The sequence below is a fragment of the Candidatus Peregrinibacteria bacterium genome (assembly GCA_016699755.1).
Lineage (GTDB): Bacteria > Patescibacteriota > Gracilibacteria > CAIRYL01.
Genome location: CP065009.1, coordinates 1031819 through 1052238, shown reverse-complemented (window position 1 = coordinate 1052238; position 20420 = coordinate 1031819). Strand labels below are relative to the sequence as shown.

At 41.5% G+C, this 20420-nt stretch carries 18 protein-coding genes and 2 tRNA genes; 10 read left to right on the top strand and 10 right to left on the bottom strand.

Annotated features, from left to right (window positions below):
* Positions 1 to 18: 18 nt before the first annotated feature.
* The 5 genes from IPN35_04685 to IPN35_04665 all read left to right on the top strand — a co-directional run bounded on the left by IPN35_04685 (position 19) and on the right by IPN35_04665 (position 5479).
* Positions 19 to 2100 carry an efflux RND transporter periplasmic adaptor subunit gene (locus tag IPN35_04685; GenBank protein ID QQS58867.1) on the top strand — a complete coding sequence of 694 codons (2082 nt, stop codon included), beginning with the start codon at positions 19 to 21 and terminating at the stop codon, positions 2098 to 2100.
* Positions 2101 to 2110: 10 nt separating this feature from the next.
* Entirely contained in the window at positions 2111 to 2782 is a 672-nt protein-coding gene (locus tag IPN35_04680; GenBank protein ID QQS58866.1) for an ABC transporter ATP-binding protein, read from the top strand.
* 10 nt (positions 2783 to 2792) lie between these two features.
* Positions 2793 to 4013 carry an ABC transporter permease gene (locus IPN35_04675; GenBank protein QQS58865.1) on the top strand — a complete coding sequence of 407 codons (1221 nt, stop codon included), beginning with the start codon at positions 2793 to 2795 and terminating at the stop codon, positions 4011 to 4013.
* A gap of 66 nt (positions 4014 to 4079) precedes the next feature.
* Positions 4080 to 4688, top strand: a complete 609-nt coding sequence (locus tag IPN35_04670; GenBank protein ID QQS58864.1) for a sigma-70 family RNA polymerase sigma factor — start codon at positions 4080 to 4082, stop codon at positions 4686 to 4688.
* Positions 4685 to 5479, top strand: a complete 795-nt coding sequence (locus tag IPN35_04665) for a hypothetical protein (protein QQS58863.1) — start codon at positions 4685 to 4687, stop codon at positions 5477 to 5479. Before IPN35_04670 ends, IPN35_04665 begins: the two co-directional genes overlap by 4 nt.
* 12 nt (positions 5480 to 5491) lie before the next feature.
* On the opposite strand, the gene IPN35_04660 is transcribed toward IPN35_04665, so the two are convergent.
* Together IPN35_04660 and IPN35_04655 are read right to left on the bottom strand one after the other, a co-directional pair.
* Positions 5492 to 6415, bottom strand: coding sequence for a dihydroorotate dehydrogenase (locus IPN35_04660; protein ID QQS58862.1), 924 nt, complete (start codon positions 6413 to 6415; stop codon positions 5492 to 5494).
* A 72-nt stretch (positions 6416 to 6487) separates the two neighbouring features.
* Complete coding sequence (locus IPN35_04655) at positions 6488 to 7165, bottom strand: ABC transporter ATP-binding protein (GenBank protein QQS58861.1); 678 nt, start codon at positions 7163 to 7165, stop codon at positions 6488 to 6490.
* A gap of 113 nt (positions 7166 to 7278) precedes the next feature.
* On the opposite strand from IPN35_04655, the gene IPN35_04650 reads away from it, so the two are divergent.
* Positions 7279 to 8547: a glutamate-5-semialdehyde dehydrogenase gene (locus IPN35_04650; protein QQS58860.1), complete on the top strand. Its 1269-nt coding sequence runs from the start codon at positions 7279 to 7281 to the stop codon at positions 8545 to 8547.
* A gap of 74 nt (positions 8548 to 8621) precedes the next feature.
* Here the strand turns inward: IPN35_04650 and IPN35_04645 are convergent, their stop codons facing one another.
* Entirely contained in the window at positions 8622 to 9395 is a 774-nt protein-coding gene (locus tag IPN35_04645; protein ID QQS58859.1) for an SIMPL domain-containing protein, read from the bottom strand.
* Positions 9396 to 9476: 81 nt separating this feature from the next.
* Positions 9477 to 10442, bottom strand: coding sequence for a tryptophan--tRNA ligase (gene trpS / locus IPN35_04640; GenBank protein QQS58858.1), 966 nt, complete (start codon positions 10440 to 10442; stop codon positions 9477 to 9479).
* 116 nt (positions 10443 to 10558) lie between these two features.
* Between trpS and IPN35_04635 the strand changes: the two genes are divergently transcribed.
* Positions 10559 to 11803: a cation:proton antiporter gene (locus IPN35_04635; protein ID QQS58857.1), complete on the top strand. Its 1245-nt coding sequence runs from the start codon at positions 10559 to 10561 to the stop codon at positions 11801 to 11803.
* A 5-nt stretch (positions 11804 to 11808) separates the two neighbouring features.
* Here IPN35_04635 and IPN35_04630 read toward each other — a convergent pair whose 3' ends face one another.
* From IPN35_04630 to IPN35_04615, 4 genes are read right to left on the bottom strand one after another with little or no spacing between them, the layout of a single operon-like run.
* The gene (locus IPN35_04630; GenBank protein QQS58856.1) at positions 11809 to 12981 is read right to left on the bottom strand and encodes an MFS transporter; all 1173 of its coding nucleotides are present in this window, start codon (positions 12979 to 12981) and stop codon (positions 11809 to 11811) included.
* Entirely contained in the window at positions 12978 to 13532 is a 555-nt protein-coding gene (locus IPN35_04625) for a 4'-phosphopantetheinyl transferase superfamily protein (protein ID QQS58855.1), read from the bottom strand. The genes IPN35_04630 and IPN35_04625 overlap by 4 nt, the downstream gene beginning before the upstream one ends.
* A complete protein-coding gene (locus tag IPN35_04620) occupies positions 13529 to 14689 on the bottom strand; it encodes an AMP-binding protein (protein ID QQS58854.1) in 1161 nt (386 codons plus the stop codon). The genes IPN35_04625 and IPN35_04620 overlap by 4 nt, the downstream gene beginning before the upstream one ends.
* 23 nt (positions 14690 to 14712) lie before the next feature.
* Complete coding sequence (locus tag IPN35_04615; protein QQS58853.1) at positions 14713 to 16140, bottom strand: 1-acyl-sn-glycerol-3-phosphate acyltransferase; 1428 nt, start codon at positions 16138 to 16140, stop codon at positions 14713 to 14715.
* A 152-nt stretch (positions 16141 to 16292) separates the two neighbouring features.
* On the opposite strand from IPN35_04615, the gene IPN35_04610 reads away from it, so the two are divergent.
* The 3 genes from IPN35_04610 (at position 16293) to IPN35_04600 (ending at position 16875) form a co-directional block, all read left to right on the top strand.
* Positions 16293 to 16368, top strand: a tRNA-Arg gene (locus IPN35_04610).
* A 39-nt stretch (positions 16369 to 16407) separates the two neighbouring features.
* A tRNA-Arg gene (locus IPN35_04605) sits at positions 16408 to 16483 on the top strand.
* 26 nt (positions 16484 to 16509) lie between these two features.
* Entirely contained in the window at positions 16510 to 16875 is a 366-nt protein-coding gene (locus IPN35_04600) for a YraN family protein (protein ID QQS58852.1), read from the top strand.
* Positions 16876 to 16911: 36 nt separating this feature from the next.
* On the opposite strand, the gene IPN35_04595 is transcribed toward IPN35_04600, so the two are convergent.
* On the bottom strand, positions 16912 to 18225 hold the full coding sequence (locus IPN35_04595) for a CCA tRNA nucleotidyltransferase (protein QQS58851.1): 1314 nt from the start codon (positions 18223 to 18225) through the stop codon (positions 16912 to 16914).
* A gap of 78 nt (positions 18226 to 18303) precedes the next feature.
* A complete protein-coding gene (locus tag IPN35_04590) occupies positions 18304 to 20091 on the bottom strand; it encodes a hypothetical protein (protein ID QQS58850.1) in 1788 nt (595 codons plus the stop codon).
* Between the last annotated feature and the right edge of the window lie 329 nt (positions 20092 to 20420).

The window sequence follows — 20420 nt, the reverse complement described above, 5'->3', positions numbered from 1 at the left end:
TATTTTATGAATTCTTTTATGGAAAAAAAACAACGATTTTATAAGAAAAGCTTTTTTATTGGATTGCTTACCGTTCTCCTCCCTTTTGGCATATATGTCAGTTTTGGGAAGAATGCTGAGCAAACACAAAAAACAGCAACAGATGAACAAACCACTCTTGTGGCTCGTGGTAATATTCGACAAACCATTAAGGTGCTTGGCGAAGCAAATCTAGTCGATGAGCAAAAACTACGTTTTAACAAAGGAGGGAAAGTAGCGGCAGTGTATTTTCAGGATGGCGATCAGGTAAAACAAGACGAGGTTATTGCGGAACTCGATAAAGCTGATGGTCTCAACGATATCCGACAGGCAGAAATCAATTTGGAAAATAGTAAACTTTCTCTTCAGGAAATATTGAAAGGGAACGACGAATCTCAAGTATTAAAAGCGAAAAATACTATTGAGGAAACAAATCAACAAATTGAATTGGCGAAGCAGAATCTCAAAATTGCTGTTCAAGATGAACAAAACACCAATGCGGAGCTCGATATAGAGCTTTCCCAAGCAGAAAAAGATGTTTCCGACAAACTGATTGCGCTCGATAACACCAAAAAAGAACTTGAAAATGCCAAAATCTATGAAGATAAAAATATCGAATCAAGTGGAGTATCATATCAATCCTCTCTTGATGATGCCTTGCTTTCCGCAAAAGACGCTATTGTTGATACCGATAGTACTCTTTCTAAGCTCGATTTAATTTTGGGCATTGAAGAAAATACAAAAAAGAACAACGACGAATATGAACTCTATTTAGGCTTTCGCGACCAGAACACAAAAACAGTCGCTCGTGATGCATACATGGCGGCACGAAATAGTCGTCGAGAGCTGGAAGGGGCAGTAATGACTTTTGAAAAACAGGAATCCGCAATAATAAGTGATGCAGAAGCATTGCTTCGGCAGAGCATTGCTCTGTTGGAGTTTGTTGTGAAGGCGGCGGATACCACATATACCATGTTGCAAAATACGATTACGGGAACGAATTTTACTCAATCTGAGCTTGATTCTTTTAAATCATCTGCTCTGAGCGCACGATCTTCCGCGCAAAGCAGTCTCTCGAGTTTTAATAATAAACTTACAGCTCTTGCGAATTTGGAAGAGCTTGATGTTACAGAGCGACGAAGTGGAGACACAATCAGTAACAAAGAAGAATCGGTTCGGAGTGCTGAAACAACACTCACTAAGGCACAAGATTCACTCACAAATCTAAAAAATTCCATTGCCGTAAAGAAAGGAAGCAAACGTCTTGAGCGGGTGGGCAAAGAGAACGATGTAAAAAATCTCGAAAGCTCTCTTGTGGTGCAAAAAGAAGAGCTTGCCGATCTTGAAAAGGGCGAATCAAAGGAGCGCATTGCCATGGCAGAAAATGACGTAGCTCAAAAGGAGCTCGCTATGGAGCGCGTACAAGATGGGCTTGATACGTACGAATTGAGTGCGCCATTTGATGGTGTCCTCCGAAAAATTGATTTTCAGGTTGGAGATAATATTCTCGCCGATGAAGACAAATTCGTCTATATCGAAAATCCTGATCTCTTTAAAATCACCATTCTTCTTGATCAAATTGATATTGTGAAAATTAAAGAAGGCGCCTCGGCAAAAATTATTTTTGATGCTCTTCCCGATCAAGAGTTTTCGGGTGAAATTGAGGAGATTAATAGTACACCCGTTCAGCAATCGGGAGTGGTTTCATATGAAGCGAGTATTACTTTGCACAAAGAGAATGAGCCTATTTTTTCTGGCATGACATCTTCCATAGAAATTATTCTTCAGGAAAAAAAAGGGGTGTTGCTCGTTCCTAATCTTGCTGTGACGAGTCGTGGCGGATCTGCTTTTGTACAGAGAATGGAGAACGGTGTTCCGCATAGCATTAAGGTCATCACTGGCTTGAGTGATGGAAAAAATACGGAAATTCTTAGCGGCATAGAAGAGGGTGATGAGATTGTTGTGGCTAATTTTTCGGCATTAGGGAGTGTGGGTAGACAGGGTGGTAATCAGCAAGATACAGTGCGTCAATTTATGCGTGCTTCAGGCGGTGGTGGAGGTGGTACTAGTTTTCCGAGATAGTTTGTTTTATATGATTACTCTTCAAAAGATTACAAAAACTTATCGGCTTGGCGCGCAAGATTTTACGGTACTTAAGGGAATTTCACTGAATATTCGTGAGGGAGAGTTTGTCGCAATTATGGGGCAATCTGGTTCGGGAAAATCAACGCTTATGAATATTATTGGATTGCTCGATGTTCCTACGAGTGGTGAATATATTTTTGATCAGGAGAATGTAGAGCACCTTAAAAGCGATGAACAAGCGGATATACGGGGTCACAAGATTGGCTTTGTCTTTCAGTCGTACAATCTTCTTCCACGCATGTCTGCTGTGAAACAGGTTGGTGTGCCGCTCATGTATCAGGGGGTTCGAAAATCTGAACGCAATGAACGATCAATTACTGCTCTGCATGCAGTGGGTCTTGGTGATAGATTGCAAAATCGTCCAAACGAACTTTCTGGCGGACAACAACAACGAATTTCCATTGCTCGGGCAATGGTGACAAATCCTGCTATTATTCTTGCTGATGAACCGACCGGAGCACTCGACAGTAAAACCGGGAGAGAAATCATGGATATCTTCACGAAATTGAATAAGGAGGGGAAGACAGTTATTCTTATTACACACGAAAAAGAAATTGCCGATTATGCTCAGCGTATCATCCATCTCAGTGATGGGAACATTATTTCTTCTGAACACTAACCTCTTTTTTATGAATTTTTTCGAGAACATCATCAATTCCATTGTCACAATTGTGAGTAACAAGTTGCGTTCGGGGCTTACTATGCTTGGTATTATTATTGGTGTTTCTTCTGTGATTGTCATGATCGCCATTGGTGAAGGAGCACAAAAAGGTGTCACCTCGCGTATTGAGGAAATGGGCACTAATCTTCTTATTGTGAGCCCCGGAAGTAGTTCGCAAACAAATGTGCGTGGCGGATCTGGGGGGAATAGTAGTACCGACTCCCTGACAAACGATGATATTTCTTCCCTTCTTTCTCTTGATGGTATTGTCGCTGTTTCTCCAGAAAAATCTGGTCGGAAACAGGTTATTTATACAAATAAGAATGTGAATACCACTATAACGGGTGTTTATCCTTCCTATGAATTTGTTCGTAATTTTAAAGTGGAATACGGACAATTCATTACTGAGCAACACAACAAAGAGTTTTCTCGTGTTGCTGTGCTTGGAAATCAGGTTGTAACCGATCTTTTTGATGGAGCGAATCCCATCGGGAAAGACATCCGTATCGAAAATAATATTTTTACTGTTGTTGGTGTTATGGAGAAAAAGGAATCTCAAGGGTCAAGTAATACGGGAAATTTCATTTTTATTCCGATTTCTACAGCGCAAATGCGCGTATTTGGAAGTGCTTCTTTGAATAATATTTTCCTCTCCGTAGCAGATGCCAATGAAATGGAAAGTATGAAGGAAAAAGTGGAGCTTGCCTTGCTCACCGAACATCAGATAAGCGATCCTACTCATGCCGATTTTACGGTGTTAAATCAAGCTGATACGCTTGAAACTCTTAATCAGGTTACGGCGATTTTTACACTCCTTCTTGGTGGTATTGCTGGTATTTCTCTTCTTGTTGGCGGAATTGGGGTAATGAATATTATGCTTGTTTCCGTTACAGAGCGAACGCATGAAATTGGTATTCGCAAGGCGATTGGTGCAAAAGAACGTGATATTCTTGTACAATTTCTCACTGAGTCTACGCTTTTGAGTCTTGCAGGTGGTTTTCTTGGTATTTTGATAAGTTTTGGAGTGGTGGCAGTGCTTGCCAGTAAAACGACATTAGAGGCGAGTATTACCACAAATTCCATTCTCCTCGCATTTTTCTTTGCGGCATCGGTAGGAATGTTTTTTGGTGCGTATCCGGCATATAAAGCAGGAAAGCTCAATCCCATTGAAGCACTACGATTTGAGTAGTCTTCTCCATTCGTCGTGTATGTTTTTGTGAAAAAAAGTACTGTTTCAATCGTATTCTTCAGTAAGATGACCAAATTCCCCGATTCTCTCACCGATGAACAGTTGGCGATAGTGGCACAACAAGATATAGATGCTTTTGGGAAAATTGTTGATCGGTATGAAAAACCACTCTTGCGATATATTCGTCGCTTGTCAGATATGCCTCCTGAAGAAGCGGAAGAGGTGTTGCAAGAAGTTTTTTTAAAAGCATGGAAATATCTCAACGATTTCGATAGCAGTCAGAAATTTAGTAGTTGGATTTATCGTATTACGCATAACGAAACGATTGCAGAATATCGACGTAAAAAGTCACGCGGTAGCTACAGTGCTGTTGAATGGGATGACGAGCTCTTTGCGAACTTGCCAAACAATATGAATGTTCAACGCGATCTCGATCGCCATATCGATGCAAAAAATATTCGTCAGGCGATTTTGCATTTACCCGAAAACTACCGAAATGCTATTATTCTTCGATACCTCGAAGAAAAATCTTATGACGAAATTGCCGATATTCTCCGAGTGCCCATGGGCACAGTAGCAACGCTTGTTAATCGCGCGAAAAAAATGCTTCGTAATCAACTACGTCCAAACGGTGAGCAGGTTTCCGCCACTGATTATTTTTTTTCAGAACCATGACAAATCTCTCGCAGAAAATCACTGCGCAAATTAAAAAACGACATATTCGGCAGTGGCCACGATTGTATTTTGTGCTCAAAAATACTGCCTTTTGGCTCCTCTTTTCCCTTTCTGTACTTGTGGGAGCAATCGCATTTTCAGTGATTCTTTATGCTCTTATTGAAGCAGATTTTGAGGTGCTTCGTTATGCTTCTTCTTCTGCCGTTGGTTTTTTCTTGGCAACGCTTCCTCTCTACTGGATGTTTTTTTTTGGACTCTTTTTGCTTATTGCTCTCTTTGGTTTTCGTAAGACGAAAAAAGGGTATCGTATTCCGCTTGTATGGCTTCTTTTTGGAAACATAACACTCAGTATCCTTTTTGGATTTGTATTTTTTCGCTTAATCGGCGCAGAGATCATTGAAGCTACTCTTGCAAGGGCAATGCCGTTTTATACTCGTATTGAACACCAAAGGCGTGATGCTTGGTCGCATCCACGCGAAGGCTTTCTTGCAGGAGTTGTTACTCGCCATTCTCCAGAGAAACATATATTGATTGTTAACGATTTCTCCACGCAGGATTGGGAAGTGAGTATTGATGATGTGGAATTTGTTCATCCTTTGGTAATGGCGCTGATTGAGGAAAACGAAATTACTGGAAGACAAATCAAGGTATTGGGAAATCCGACTGGTGAAAATACTTTTCATGCCCGATCGCTTCTTCCTTGGCGACGTGAGCAACATGGAGCAGGCATGGAGTTTCGAGAAAATATGCCACCACCTCCGCACATGATGCGAGATATGCTGAATGAATAGAAGAAATACGTCTTATAGGCGGTGTGCGCCTCCAATAAGTTCGGACACATTTTTCACTCCTTCTTTTTGGCAAAATTCCTCTAACTCTTCCGAAAGGAGTCGAAATGCATCCGTACCACGATAGTGCAAAGCACTTCCAATACCACAAAGTGTTGCTCCTGCGAGCATCATTTCTGCGACATCTCGTCCTGAGCAAATGCCTCCTGTACCAACAATAGGAATATCAACCGCCTGAAAAATATCCCACACGCACCGAAGCGCAATGGGAAAAATAGCAGGACCAGAAACACCTCCGGTTTTGTTTTTTAAAATAGGGGTACGAAGTTCGGGGTCAATGCGCATTCCTGGTCCAACGGTATTAATGGCTGTAATGGCATCTGCTCCGTTTGCCTCACAGGCACGGGCAACTTCTGCAATATTTGGCACATTTGGAGAGAGTTTTATTGAAACAGGAATATTCTTTGATTCTTTTTTCACAGATTTTGTAATCACTTCTGCCAGTCTTGTATTTCCAGAAAACAGATCACAAAATTCCTCTTTCACATTGGGGCATGAAATATTCACTTCTAAAATATCGGGAGAGAGTTCTGCTGCAAGTTTTGTGATTTCTCCGTATTCCTCTGGAGAGGGAGCGACAATACTGACAATAATCGGCGCTTTTGTTCTCTTTCGATATTCCGCTATTTCTTCGCGAGACTTTTCAATCCCAGCATCAGGAAGTCCAACAGCGTTCAAGATGGCGTGCTCGTTGGCGATAATCACCGGATTTGCGTGTCCCTTGTGGGCTTTTTCCCACCAAGATTTTGTCGTTACTCCTCCAGCTCCGCGAAAAACAACATCTGCCATTCCTGCTCCGGTAACTCCCAAATATCCACTTGCGAGAACAAATGGGTTCTCAAAGGAAACGCCGCAAAATTGAGAAGAAAGTATATTCATTACCAAAAGTGTAGCACTCTCATTGAATCTCGCCAAAATCACTTTTTGGATTTTTTGGGACTATTTTTACCTTTATGAAGAAGAGGAGTCAGAAAGAATATTTCCATTTTCCATCTCTATTTTTCTTGGAATTTGATCAGCGAGAAAATGGTCGTGTGTTACCACCAAAAGGAGTGCTTCAGTTTCTTTTTGGAGATGAAGAAGAAGTTCGATGATTTCGTCTCCCGTTTTTGGGTCAAGATTTCCTGTTGGCTCATCCGCCAAAATAAGTTTCGGTTTTCCGACAAGTGCTCGGGCAATAGCGACGCGTTGGTGTTGCCCACCAGAAATTTCAGAAGGGTGGTGATGCTTTCGAGAAGAGAGTCCTACTTGTGAGAGCATCTCTTCCGATTGTTCTTTTGCTTTTTTTCGGGGAATTTTGCGTACGAGAAGCGGAATCATAACGTTTTCGAGAACCGTAAGATCGGGAAAGAGAAAAAATTCCTGAAAAATAAATCCAACATTTTCGTTCCAGTGCTTGGCACGATTTTTTTCTGACATCTTTTTTATTGATTCTCCTTCAAAAAAAATATTTCCAGAATCTGCCGACAAAAGACCGCTCGCCAGCGACAAGAGTGTTGATTTTCCCGAACCAGATCGCCCAATAAGGGCGGTGGATTCGTGTTCAAAAAACGAAAGCGAAACAGGACCAAACGTCCACTGTTCTCCTCCTGCAGTAAAGGTCTTTATAACGTTTTCAAACGTGAGCATATTTCCGAGAAAGTACTTTTAAGTATGCCAAATGTTTTTCTTGCGAGAAAGAGATGCACAAGATTCAGATTAGTTTTTCTGTTACTATTTCTTCGATTGTTTTTATAATTTCCATGTCCCACAAGCAGCAACTGCAGAATGCGAAGAAAGCGTCTCGAAGTGTTGCTCTGCTTTCTTCTGAAGAAAAAAATACACTTCTCCTTTCCGTTGCCAATCTTCTTGAAGAAAGCGTGGAAGAAATCTTGGTGGAAAATGCAAAAGATATGGCGGCACAAGAAGAAGGTGCCATGAACGATCGCCTCCTGCTTACTCCCGAGCGCATTGTAAATATGGCGCAAGAGGTTCGTTCTGTTGCCGATCTTCCCGATCCGGTTGGAGAAGTGGTGGATACCCGAACACGTCCAAATAATCTTGAAATTGAGCGAATTCGTGTTCCATTGGGTGTTGTGGGAATGATCTACGAATCTCGTCCAAATGTAACTCTCGATGCGGCAGTACTCTGTTTGAAGGCGGGAAATGCAGTAGTGCTCAAGGGAGGTAAAGAGGCGGTGCATTCAAGTCGTATATTGGCGAACATTGTACGGAAAGCGTTGAAGGCACATGGACGTTCACCCGAAGCAGTGCAATTTCTCGATCCGCCAACGCGAAGTGTAACAGCAGAGCTTCTCTCTGCTCGAGGGCTTGTGGATGTTATTATTCCTCGAGGAGGAAAAGGACTTATTGAGTTTGTTCTCGAAAATGCGAAAGTTCCTGTACTTGAAACTGGCGCGAGTGTGGTGCATACCTATGTAGATGTTTCTGCGAATATTCCATCGGCACTCGATATTGTTATGAACGAAAAAATACGTCGTGTCTCAGTGTGCAATGCGCTTGATACTCTTTTACTTCACGAGGGCATTGCAGAATTTTTTCTTCCACTTCTTTCTGAGCAATTTCAAATACTGTCAAAAGAAAAAGGAATTCCTTTAGTGCATCTCTTTGTGGATGAGGCATCTCATCGTATTTTGAAATCGACAGGCTATTCTCATCTTTCTTTTGCTGCTCCCAAAACATACGCTACTGAATGGCTTGATTACGTCATGAATATCCGCCTTGTTTTGGGGCTTGATGAAGCACTTGAACATATCAGAGAGTATTCATTGGGGCACTCCGAATCTGTCTGTGCTGAAGACCAAGTGGTCTCAGAACGATTTTTACGAGAAGTAGATTCTGCTTGCGTGTATCACAATGCGTCCACCTGCTTTTCTGATGGGGCGGAGTTTGGACTCGGAGCGGAAATTGGTATCTCCACGCAAAAACTGCACGCTCGCGGTCCATTTGCACTTGAGGCACTTACGAGTACAAAATGGGTTATTCGTGGAAACGGACAGGTGAGAGGGTGATAAACATAAAAAACAGGACAAAGAAAAGTATTTGTCCTGTTTTCTGTTCTGAAGTGTAAGTTCGCAAAGGTTTCTTACTTGAGAAATTCAAAAGTGACAGAGAGATCAAGAGCATAATAGAGAGTGTTTTCATTAGGATTTACGCTGTAGGTGCTCGTAATATATCCATTTTCCGATAGAGAAATTACATTTCCTAATCTCATTTTCACTATCTTAGCAATCTTTTCTCCTTTTGCTTGTGCGTTCTGAAAAGCAACTTCAAGTGCTTTGTTTTGTGTCGTTTCATCTGCTGTCATCATAGATGTATCGGAATAGTAAGGGGAGATATTGTTGACCGTTATAATAGAATTTTCATCCCCAATATCCATAAGATCAGAAGTGAGTTGTGCGGCTTCTTCTGAATTTTCTGCACGAATACTTCCCACCATGTTGTGGCTAATAGTAAATGTCTGTTGTGACCCATGAGATTCTTCAATAGCAACTCCATCGGAGAAAGGTGCTACGCCTTCCGATGTTTGATTTTTGGAGATATCATACCAACTTGTATCAAGGGAGATAATATTTTTTCCAAGGCGATTTTTCACTTCGGTGATCATTTCTTTGTCTTTCGTAATTCCCGATTTTACCGTGGGAGCATTAAATACCTGAACATTTAGGGTAAAGGTAAACTGATTATTGTTCTTTTTCGGTATTTCTATGCGAGCTTGACCAACAACAGAAAGTGTTTTCTGCACTTCTGTTTTAGTAGAAGCACTTTCGGCTGCGAAAGAAGCAGGGAAAGGAGCACAAACAGAGAAGAGAAAAGTGAGGGCAAAAAGTCTTACTCCAAAGGAGCGTATGGCGGACATAGAAAGAAAAAAAAGAAAACGCGCATTTGCGCGGAGAGAATCTGGGCATTTTCTTGGGAATTTACAAGGAGATTTTTTAGATCACAAAAGCCCTACTCTTCTCTTCACTTTTTGCATTTTTTTCTCTGCGAGAAAGCGAGCTTTTTCTGCTCCTTTTTCGAGAATCTTTTCTACTTTTTCTTTGTCATTTTCTATTTTTTGGCGTGCTGCTCGAAGTGGCGCAAGAAAAGCATTCGCCTTTTCGAAGAGTATATTTTTCGCTTTTCCATATCCCAGTCCTCCGGCGCGAAATTGTTCCGCAAATACTTCTTGTTCTTCTTTGGAAGCCAAAAGGCAATAGAGCTGAAAGATAGTGTTTCTCTCTGGATCTTTTGGGGCTTCTACTGGAGCGGAGTCGGTCACAATGCTCATAATTTGTTTTTTGAGTGTTTTTTCATCCGCAAAAATCTCAATAGTGTTTCCATAGCTTTTGCTCATTTTTTCTCCATCAATTCCCGGAACAACTGCGGTTTCTTCTGAGATAATTGGTTCTGGCAACAGAAATGTTTCTCCAAAGAGGTGGTTGAATTTTTGTCCGATGTCTCGCGTGATTTCGAGGTGCTGTTTTTGATCTTTTCCAACAGGAACCATATCCGCATCGTAGAGCAAAATATCTGCCGCCATGAGCACAGGATAGGTAAAAAGTCCGGTAGATGCCTCTATACCTTTTGCAGTTTTATCTTTAAACGAGTGTGCTCTCTGCAGAAGTCCCATAGGGGTTATAGTGCTCAAAATCCAAGTGAGTTCCGCATGAGCTGGGACATCCGATTGCCGAAAAAAGATGGTTTTTTCGGGATCAAGTCCCAGTGCCAGCAAATCAACTGCCATATTAAAGGTGTTTTTCCGAAGCTGAGTGGCGTTTTGAACCGTCGTAAGTGTGTGGAGGTCTGCGAGCATAATAATCGACCCCTCATGTTCTTTCGCAAGATCAATAATGGGAAACATTGCTCCAAATAGATTTCCGAGGTGTGCTATTCCGCTTGGCTGAATTCCGGTAAGTGCGCGCATGGTGCCTGAAAAATCATCAGAATACTACCAGAATTAAAAGCCTATAGCTAGGTTTTCATTGAAGAATAAAGGAAAGAAGCGTATAGTAAGAGGAGCTCAAAAAAAATTAAAAAAATATGACCGATCTCTTTGCCATTACCTTTGCACTTCTTTTTGCGTTTATAGCGAGTGAAATCGCAAAAAAACTCAAGTTCCCACGTGTTATCGGTCAGCTTTGTTTCAGTCTTCTTTTGGCACTTCCCTTTTTTAAGGGGGCACTCTTTGGAGAGGACTTTCAAAGAACTATTGAGCTTTTTTCTACGCTTGGCATTGTTTTTCTCATGTTTCTTACAGGACTGGAGATGAATACCGAAGAATTAAAAAAAGGAAAAAAAGATGCTGCCACTATCGCTTTTACTGCCGCTGTTTTTCCGTTTTTTTGCGGACTCCTATTGTCTCGATTTTTTGCTATGAGCTGGACGACAGGAATGGTGCTCGGTGCTTGTTTATCAGTTACGGCAGAAGGAACAACGCTTATTGTGCTCAGCGAACTCCGAAAAACAAAAACATACCTTGCGAGTATGATTATTGGTGCAGGTATTTTGGATGATGTTTTTGAGATTTTCTTTCTTCTGCTTATCTTAGGAATGACTCATTCAGGAGGTTCGGAGGAAATGGTATCCCCCCTTGTATTTCCGATAAAACTCATCCTTTTTATTGTGGTCTCTATTGCGGCATTCCGTTTCTTTCCGTGGATTATGAAACGCATTCAAAAATCACACAATGAAGTGACACTATTTCACGGCATGCTTGTCATCGGTCTTCTTTCTGCTATGTTTGCGGAGTTTATGGGTGTAGGAGCCATTATTGGTGCATTTCTTGCGGGAATTATTCTCCAAAAATCGTTTGACAGTGATACTTGGAAAAAACGAGAAGAACACTCTCTTCATCTTCTTCTCTTTTCCTTTATTATCCCCTTCTTTTTTATTTTTATCGGACTTCATTTCGAGTACAAGGTTCTGTTTGAAAACCCGATCTTGACTCTTTCTGTGCTTTTTATTGCCTTTTTCGGAAAAGTTGTCGGAGTGCTTATTGCAAAGCCGTTTGTTTCTCTTACATGGAATCAGCTTCATCTTGTTGGCTGGGGAATGAATTCCAGAGGAGTGACAGAGCTTGTTATTGCGCACATTGCTCTTAAAGGCGGGCTCATTTCAGAAGAGCTTTATTCCGCCATTGTCTTTATGACCGTGGTGACTACTGTTTCTTTTCCGTTTGTGGTTCGAAAAATTGTACGGCGATATCCCAATATTATGGATGATGCCTCTGGAGGATTTATTGAGAAATACGTTCCCAAAATGATTTCTGGGGGAAAAACCCACTGAAAATTCTATTTTTCGAGGCACATTACCAAAGAAAGTTTGAGTCGAACAAGAAGAATAAGCACCGCTGTTCCAATTCCCATAATAGAAAATGCCTGCTCTTTAGGAAGAAAGAGAAGAATAACAACAAGAAAAATATTAATAATACCTCCTTGGAGTGCGGCGCCGTTTTCTTTTTTGTGATTTTTTCCAATAAATGAGAGATACGTGGCATCTGCAATATTTGTTGCCGCTCCCATGCACACACCAATAACAAACGCATATCCAAGGGTTTCAAAGAAGCTGTTCGTAACAATTTGAAAGAGAAAAACAAGGACGGCAAAAGTATACGAAAAAATACGGAAGGCAAGCCATCGGCGTTGTATTCGTACTGTAAGTGCGTTTCCAAGAGCCGCCCCTAGTGCCGAACAGAGCACGATAAGTGTTGCAGTGGAATTTTGTATGTCAAATTTTTCAGAAGCATAGGGAATTGCCTTAAGACTTACGGCGGTCGAAATTGCCCAGAGCGCCGAAGAAGCGAGAAGGAGTACCCAAGCTCGCTCAGCGATCCACGAAACATCTCGAAACATCTCTGGAAATGATTTTCCAAAAGGGCGATGGTGTTCAAAGGACTCGTACCGCAAAAAGAAAATAACGCCAAGCGCCGTCACGAGAAAGAGGAGAAAAATCCAGAACGCAATACTGCCAAACTGTTCGTGAAGATAGTTCCCGAGAAATGATCCGATAATGGCAGAGAGAATAAACGTAATGGTTGCAATGCCGTTAACAGTGGTATCGGGCAATTGTGTTTTGACGATTTCGATATAGGTAATAATGGTGCGCAAAATGGCGAATATTCCGTAGAGAAGCCCTATTCCTGCCATTCCCCATAAGAGCACAGAGAGATGCGAGAATCCAAAAAAGAATTCCACAAGAAGAATGCCAATGGTTGCGAATGACACAAAAAAAAGAAGTGTGCGTTTCGTAAAGTGATTTGCCAGACTTCCCCCAATGAGATATGCCACGATGGTTCCCATACTAATCCATGCGGCAATGTGTTCAAGAAGTTCTTCTGGAGAACTTTGAATATTTCCGCTTGCAAGTTTTGTCATCAAAAACTTGAGTCCCCCGAAAAATGTGCACCAAAAGAAGATGAGCAAAAGGAAAAGAAAGAAACTTCGAAATGGTTTTTCTTGATTCATACGGCAAAAGAAAAAATAAGGTTTTCTGCTAAGAACACTGATTTTGTGGTACATATTTTTCCCTGAAAACCATACTGGTTATCCGAGATTTTCTGAATAAGCGACATCTCATCTACACCACTTCCAAACCTTTTGAGCACTGCCTCTTTTTTCGTCCAAAGTTGGTAAAATATTTTCCAACTGGGTGCTTCTTTGTATTCTTCTGGAGAAAACCAAGAGAGTAGTGTTTCCGATCGTGGACGGATATTTTCCACATCAATACCAATCGGTTTTTGAGAAATAGCAGCAAAAATAGTATCTCCCGAATATGAAGCCGACCAGAAGAGTACGTTTTTCCTCGGAAGAGGGCGATTTTCACTATCTGATTCTGGAAAAAAATCTGAAAGGGAAAAGTGTTGTTTCGCAAGCTGGGAAACGAGAAATCGAGCAACGAGCGAATGTTTTGGAGATGCCTTTGCTTTCAGACGAGATTGGTACAATTCGGGAAAATGCGCCTGCGCTCTCTTTATCATTTGCTTGTTGCCAATATGTTCTTGCGCAAAAAATATCATGATATTTCGGCACGAAGGCTTTTGTAATCTGTTTTTCCACTCCCGAGAAGTGGGATTTTTTCTCTATTCCTCACTTCTGAAAAGCGGAGAAGAGGAGAAACTCCTGCTTTTTTAAGGGCTTCGTTTGCTTTATCGAGCGGGATGTCGATGGTGGCGAAGAGCACTATTTTTGGGGATGGGAGATCATCTCGCCCTTCTACGGCAATTGTTGTTTCTTCTTCATTTCCGAAAGCGTTTTGAAGAATATTTTCTAAAAATGGAAGGCTCGCCATTTCTCCGCCAATTTTTAGAAATCGCCTTTGCCGTCCCGTGAGAAAGAGGAAGCCATCTGCATCCAAATACCCTAAATCTCCTGTTTTGTACCAACGAATTCCCTCTTTTTCAATAAAAGGGTGCACAGCGCTCTTTGGTTCGTATCCAGAAAAAACGTTGTCTCCCGAGACAAGGATCATCCCGACTGTTCCGTTTGGAAGTGTCGAAAAATTTTCGGGGTCAGTAATTTGCAGTGAAACACCCTGAATGGGAACACCAACACTCCCTGATTTTCTTTTGGGATCGGGATTAATACTCACCACAGGAGAACATTCGGTAATACCATAGCCTTCTACAAGCATTGCGTTTGGTGCTTTTTCAGAAAGTCGACGAAAAATTTCGGGGCGACAAGCTTCTGCTCCAGTAATGATAAGATGAAGTTCAGGAAGACCTTTTTCTCCCGATTCACGGAGAATCATATTCAAAAAAGTTGGTGTTGTCAGAAGGGCAGTTGCTTTTGTATGGCGCAATATCCGCAAAATAGCACGCGGATCCGTAGGATTTGGGGTGAAAATAGTGGGGAGTCCCGTAATAAGGGGAAGTACTATTCCTGCCGTAAGACCAAAACTATGAAATGGAGGAAGAAAAACGAGAAGTCGTTCATTCTCCGAAACCGGAAGGGTCGCTAGCGTTCCTCGAATATCCGAAAGAATATTACGATGGCTTAGTGGAACCATCTTTGGAAGTGCTTCACTTCCCGACGTAAAAAGAATAACGGCTGAGTCATCTGAAGAAGTCTTTGGAATACAGTGTCTTGGAAACAGTGATCGGAAGATTCCAGAGATTTTTTGCGTAAGCGAAAGATGAGAAACAACATCTTCGAGAAAGAGCATTTGTTCCGTCATTTCCCTTGGAATTCCATCTTCTACTAGTGAAAAAAAACTTTTTGAAGAAAGAATGGTTTTTGTTTCTGAGAGAGCATGGCAGTGCTTGAGTGCGTTTTTTCCAACCGTCCAATTGAAAAAGACAGGAGTTTTTCCGGCGAGATGCGAAGCAAAAAAAGAATTGCACTTCCGCTAGAAGCAGGAAGCAAAATTCCCACTCGTTTTTCTGGAACGTGTTTTTTGATAATTTCCGACACGACAAAGGCTCTTTGGAGAAGAATTTTTCCTGCAAGGGTTCCAGAAATAGCGTCAAAGAGAAGTCCTTCCTCTTTTTTGTGGAGAAGAGCAGAGAGAGCGCATTCAACGAGCGTCTCTCCGGTGAAAGCTGAGAGGTTATCGGGATGAGTGATATATGGCTGGAAACGACACTCGGGAAGTATTTCTTCGGAAAATATTTCTCCCTCTGCCATCTGACATAAATCTCCCACGGTTTTGAGCTCTCGGAGAGGGGCGACAGAAGCACCTAAAAATTCTGCGCGAATTTCGGCAACAAGTTCTGCGAGTGAAAGCGAATCGATTCCTAAATCGAGAGCGAGGTTTGTTTCTGGTGACAGTATTTTTATATCCGTCTCTCGAACTTTTGCTACGATGCGCTGAATGCGTTTTAATGTTTCGGGGCGACATGGCTCTGCATGTTTTTGTGATCGCATATCGTTTAAAGAGCCGACAATCTGTTTGGGAAGTATCCGCGCTTTTTCTGGAAACCAGAAAATATGGCGGAGAAATTGCACTGGTTCTTCATTTTGCGCATTGTAAAACGATTCCAGAAATTGATTGAATGCGAGCAAATCTTCTTTTGCCGATTTTTTTGCGCCTGCTGTAATATCTTCAAATACAATAGAAACTTCTCTTCGTGGAACGAAAAAGATGAGGTTTGCGAGAACAAAAAATATTCCCCAGAGAAGTGTCTGAAAAAAAGGTGGTGATTTTCCAGTCCATGCTTTTGACCAGATGCTTCCCCAAAGTCCTTGAATGCGAACACCAATAATTCGCGTATTTTGTGGAGCAGAAGAAACCGCAAGGTATGCGCTCTGTTTTCCAAAAAGTGCTTCTCTTCCTTGTCCTGCCAATTGTCCTGATGGATACAATACAACACGCCTTCCCTCTGTAAGTGCGGTGTGAACATTTTTAAAAATATTGCGCACATCATCCTTTTTTCCACCGCTTGTAAGATCGGGAACGGGAATGGTTTTGAGTAAAGAAAAAAAGGGGCGAAGCACAGAAATAGAGGCATATTTTTCTGCAACAACTGGTGAAGCCACTCCTTTTTTGAGGATTTCTGTAAAGAGAATCTGCGGATCCACAAGCGCAATGTGATTTGGTAAAAAAAGAATGGGATCAGCTGTATCGAGAATCTCGCTTCCAGAAACAGAAATTCGGTAGCGCAATGAGAGGCACCATCTCCAAAACATAGAAAGAACAGAAACCATGGGAATGGGGGGTTATCATTCAATTATAACACGTTCGAAAAGGGAAGAAAATATGGAGTAATGAGTTTTAAAGATTGCTTCTTGAATCCGCTTGCGTCTTCTTGGTGGAATATGCATAATTCTCCAGTCCTTTTGTCCTCGTAGCTCAGTGGATAGAGCGTCCGGTTGCGGTCCGGGAGGCCGCAGGTTCGACTCCTGCCGGGGACGCCATTTCTCAGTTATTTCTAGATTTGGCAGATCTTTACAAACGCCCGCGTAGCTCAATGGATAGAGTACCTGGCTTCGAACCAGTAGGTTGGGGGTTCGAGTCCCTCCGCGGGCGCCATCTTTGTTATCAGGAGAAAATTACGAGTGCCAACAGTACGGCGACAGTTTGGCGACAGAGGAGAACAGATCGCAGAACACTTTCTTCTCCAAAAAGGATATGTTCTTTTGGAGCGGAATTTTTTAGTGCGTCGGGGAGAAATTGATCTCATTTTTGAGTCTCCCGAAAGGGTGCTGGTGTTTGTTGAGGTAAAAACGAGGAGTTCGACAGCCTTTGGAACTCCGGCAGAAGGCATTTCTTTTGCTAAGGCGCAACATCTCGTTTCTGCCGCGTATGCGTATCTCGAAAAGCATCAGCTTGGCGAGCGCGATTTTCGTATTGATCTCGTTTCTGTGCTTTTTCCTGGTCCTCAAATAGAACATATTCCAAATATTTTGGAGGGGATTTCATAGCTATTTGTCGTCCTGAACTCAGGATGGCGAATGATTTCAAAAACTTTTTCTTTCCCGAATCCACTCTTCTGCCTCTTTTTTTGTATGAATTTCTCCCAAAATTTGGGCCTCACGGAGGCGATGTTTCAGTACTCCTACTTGCTTCCCCTGTTCGACTTTTGCAATGTCCATAATTTCTTTTCCACTCAAAAGATCTGGATGGAATTGTGGGAGAAGTCGTTTTTCTCGGGCGTTTTCGTAGTCCTCTTGAATCCGCTGAACAAGATTATCATTTCCATCATCTCCCAATGCATCACAGCGACAGAGTTGCAAGAGATCTTCAAAAAATGGATGGTCGTAAAAATGAAGTCGATGCGCACGCGTCATGTTGAGCACTCCATAAAATGGAATATGTTCTCGGCAAAGCCAGGCGATTTTATCTGTTTCAAATCGAGAAAAAGCGAGTCGTTTCGTCACCTTTTTCGCAATTTTTTCAGATTCTTTTTCGTGTTTCGGAAAATGGATGCGATCATACTTTTTTTGTGGAGTAATTGCCTTTCCCGTGTCGTGAAACAAAATTGCCCACGCGAGAATAGAATCTGTATTTTCCGGCAGAAACGAAAGACACGAGAGTGTATGCTCAAAAACGGTTCGATTTCGGTGACTGTCTGAAATATTTCGAAGTACATCAATTTCTGGCAGTACTACTGGGAGAATACCAAATTCCGCCAAATCATTTATAGTGGCAGATCGATGAACTCCAGAGAGCATTTTTGTGAGTTCTTGCCGAACACGTTCAGCAGAAATTTGTCCCGTAAGACTGGCATGTTTCTGAATCGCTTCTTTGAGGAGTGATTCGTACGAAAATCCAAGTGTATTTTTGAAACGCACTGCGCGGAGAATCCGCAGAAAATCTTCCTGAATGCGTTCTTCTGGGTCGCCCACAAAGCGGAGGACTCTGTCATGAATATCTTGCTCTCCATTAACAAAATCGTAGAGCTTTTTTGCAATCGGATCCCAAAAGAGCGCATTGACGGTAAAATCTCGCCGAAAGGCATCTTCTTCTTTTTTGCTGAAATGGATAGCGTCGGGTCGACGTCCGTCACTTGACCCAATGTCATTTCGAAAAGTGGCAACTTCAAAATGGTATCCGCCTTCTTCAATAAGAAGAACTCCAAAATTTTTTCCTGTAGCGAATGTTTTTCCAAAGAGCTTCTCCATTTCTTCTGGACGCGCATTTGTAGCAATATCAATATCTTTCGGTGTTTTTTGTATGAGTAAATCACGCACTGCTCCGCCGGCGAAAAATGCCTCAAATCCGGCATTTTGTAATTTTTTACAAATAGCAGTAGCGGTTTTTTCCATGTCCATGAAGTGCTTCTGAAGAATACACTTATTATTCTATGCTTTTTTTCCTTTCACCGCCTCTCTATTTCACCGTAACGGAAATTATATCGTGCTTTCGTTTTCAGGGAGAAAAAGCGTATTCGTTCGAAAGTCAAAATATCCGCCTTCTGGTGTTGTTTCACACGGCATTCGATCTGGAAAATCGGGATATTGATCTGGTATTTTTTGAAGCATTTCTTCATACTCTTCTTTCGTAGTGTTGTAGATTGTATTAGGAAAAAAACAGAATTTGCCGCCATCCTCGATATTATAATCACCACTATAGTAGTAGTATGGGGCTTTTGATGATGAGCTGTTATAATATATTTCATAAGGGCATCCTGGATTTAGATTTTCATCATAATCAAGACATCCTGCCTTATATTGGTAAGCAACAAGAAAATATTTTTTTTGAAAAGAATACAAAATAATGGAAACCTCATAGATTTCACTGTCACCTTGTGGAGTACTTACCAAGAGAAAGTCTTCATTTTTTGTGTGAATAATAGAGGGGGTATAAATTACAATATTCTTTTTTAAAATCATCCTTTTTGTCTTTTCCACTAAAACCGTTTCCTCAAAAGGTTCTACAGTTAGAATTCTTGTAGAGTATCCGAGACATTCTCTATTGATATCTTTCTCAATGCATATTTCATAGAGTATCTTTTTCCAATCTCCAAGATCATGTGCATTTGCGAGAACCGGTTGGGCTGCCTTCTTAATGAATACAGTTTCCTCGAAAGGCTCTACAGTTGAAAGCAATCTCGTGGAATACCAAAGGCATTTTCTGTCTTTATCTCTTTCAATGCATGTCTCATAGAGAACCTTTTTTCGTTCTCCCAGATCATGTGCATGTATTATTCCGTATCTTCTTTTCTTACAGATATTTATCGTTTCTATTTCGGTCACTTTGTGATCCCAAAAAACTCCCACTTGGTTCTCCTCATTACATGCCGGATTCGCGATAACATTTCGAGATTTCATACAGGCAATTCCTTTTTCTTCGGTTTCTTTCGTACACGGACACACTTCCGGATTGAGCGGACACCACTCGTGCCATTGTTGACCAAGAATATTTCCGGTTTCTTTCAACTCTTGTACCAACGCGATGGTTTCTTCCGAAACTTCAACTTCTACCACTCCTTCATCTCCCGATTGTTTTTGAGAAAGAATACGCTCAAATTGCGCGATTTTTTCTTGATATTCTACTGGTAAAAGGTTTTCTCGAGAATCTGTTTTGAATTGTTCGTTTTTTTCCTGCAAATCACCGGAAATATTGGCATCGAGTTCAATTGTGAGAAAATAGTTCTTTTCTTCAAACCTAAACAAATACGCTTTGCTGTAGTTTAGCTGCTCTCCTGTTTTTTCCAGTATAAAAAACGAATGTCCTTCCTCTTGAAGCGGAGTGTGGGTATGCCAGTATGAAAGAGGATTTCTTTCGAGCACAAGATCGGTTATTCCCCCAACATCTGGAATTTCTTCGATTTCTTGTGCAGTAATACTGTCGTCATTTTGAAAGAGCGGAAAATTCACTGTTGTCATTTCTTCTTCTTGATATCCGTTAAAGAGAAGTACCTTCATCACACTTGGCTCACCATCGCTTCTGTATGCGGTAATCGTATACACATTCAACCCATCATCGAGATTGTTGTATCTTCTGCTTGCAGTATACGACCATTTTCCAGAGTCTTTTTCATATTGTTGTAACTGATACGAGTCTTTTGATAGTGAAGATGTGGGGTTTTCAAAACTGACAACGATTCTTTCTGCTGTGCTATCTTTTTGAACTGCCTCTTCGGTTGGAGTCTCTTCTTCACTCATTCCTTGTTTCTCTTCGTCCTCCTTTTCCATTTCTTCTCCTTCTGATTCCGTATACTCTTGTTTCCCGTTCTGTATGTTTTCACCAGAGAACGGTTCACCACATCCTCCGAGAAAAATGAGAAAATTTCATAATATCTGATAAGTGTTTCCCATTCTAAAGCTCAAAAATTTGGTTTTGCAACTCCTAAAAAAAACTTTCCCTAAAGGCTTGACAGCCCCCCTCCTTTTTTGAGAGGATTTTCGGGCGCTTTGGAAATGAGCGCCTTTTTTGCTCCTTGAAATCTTCGGCACAAAAGAGAACGCCCTTCCGTTTTTGTTCTTTTGGCGGAAGTAAAACAATTGAAAAAGAACGCCATTGT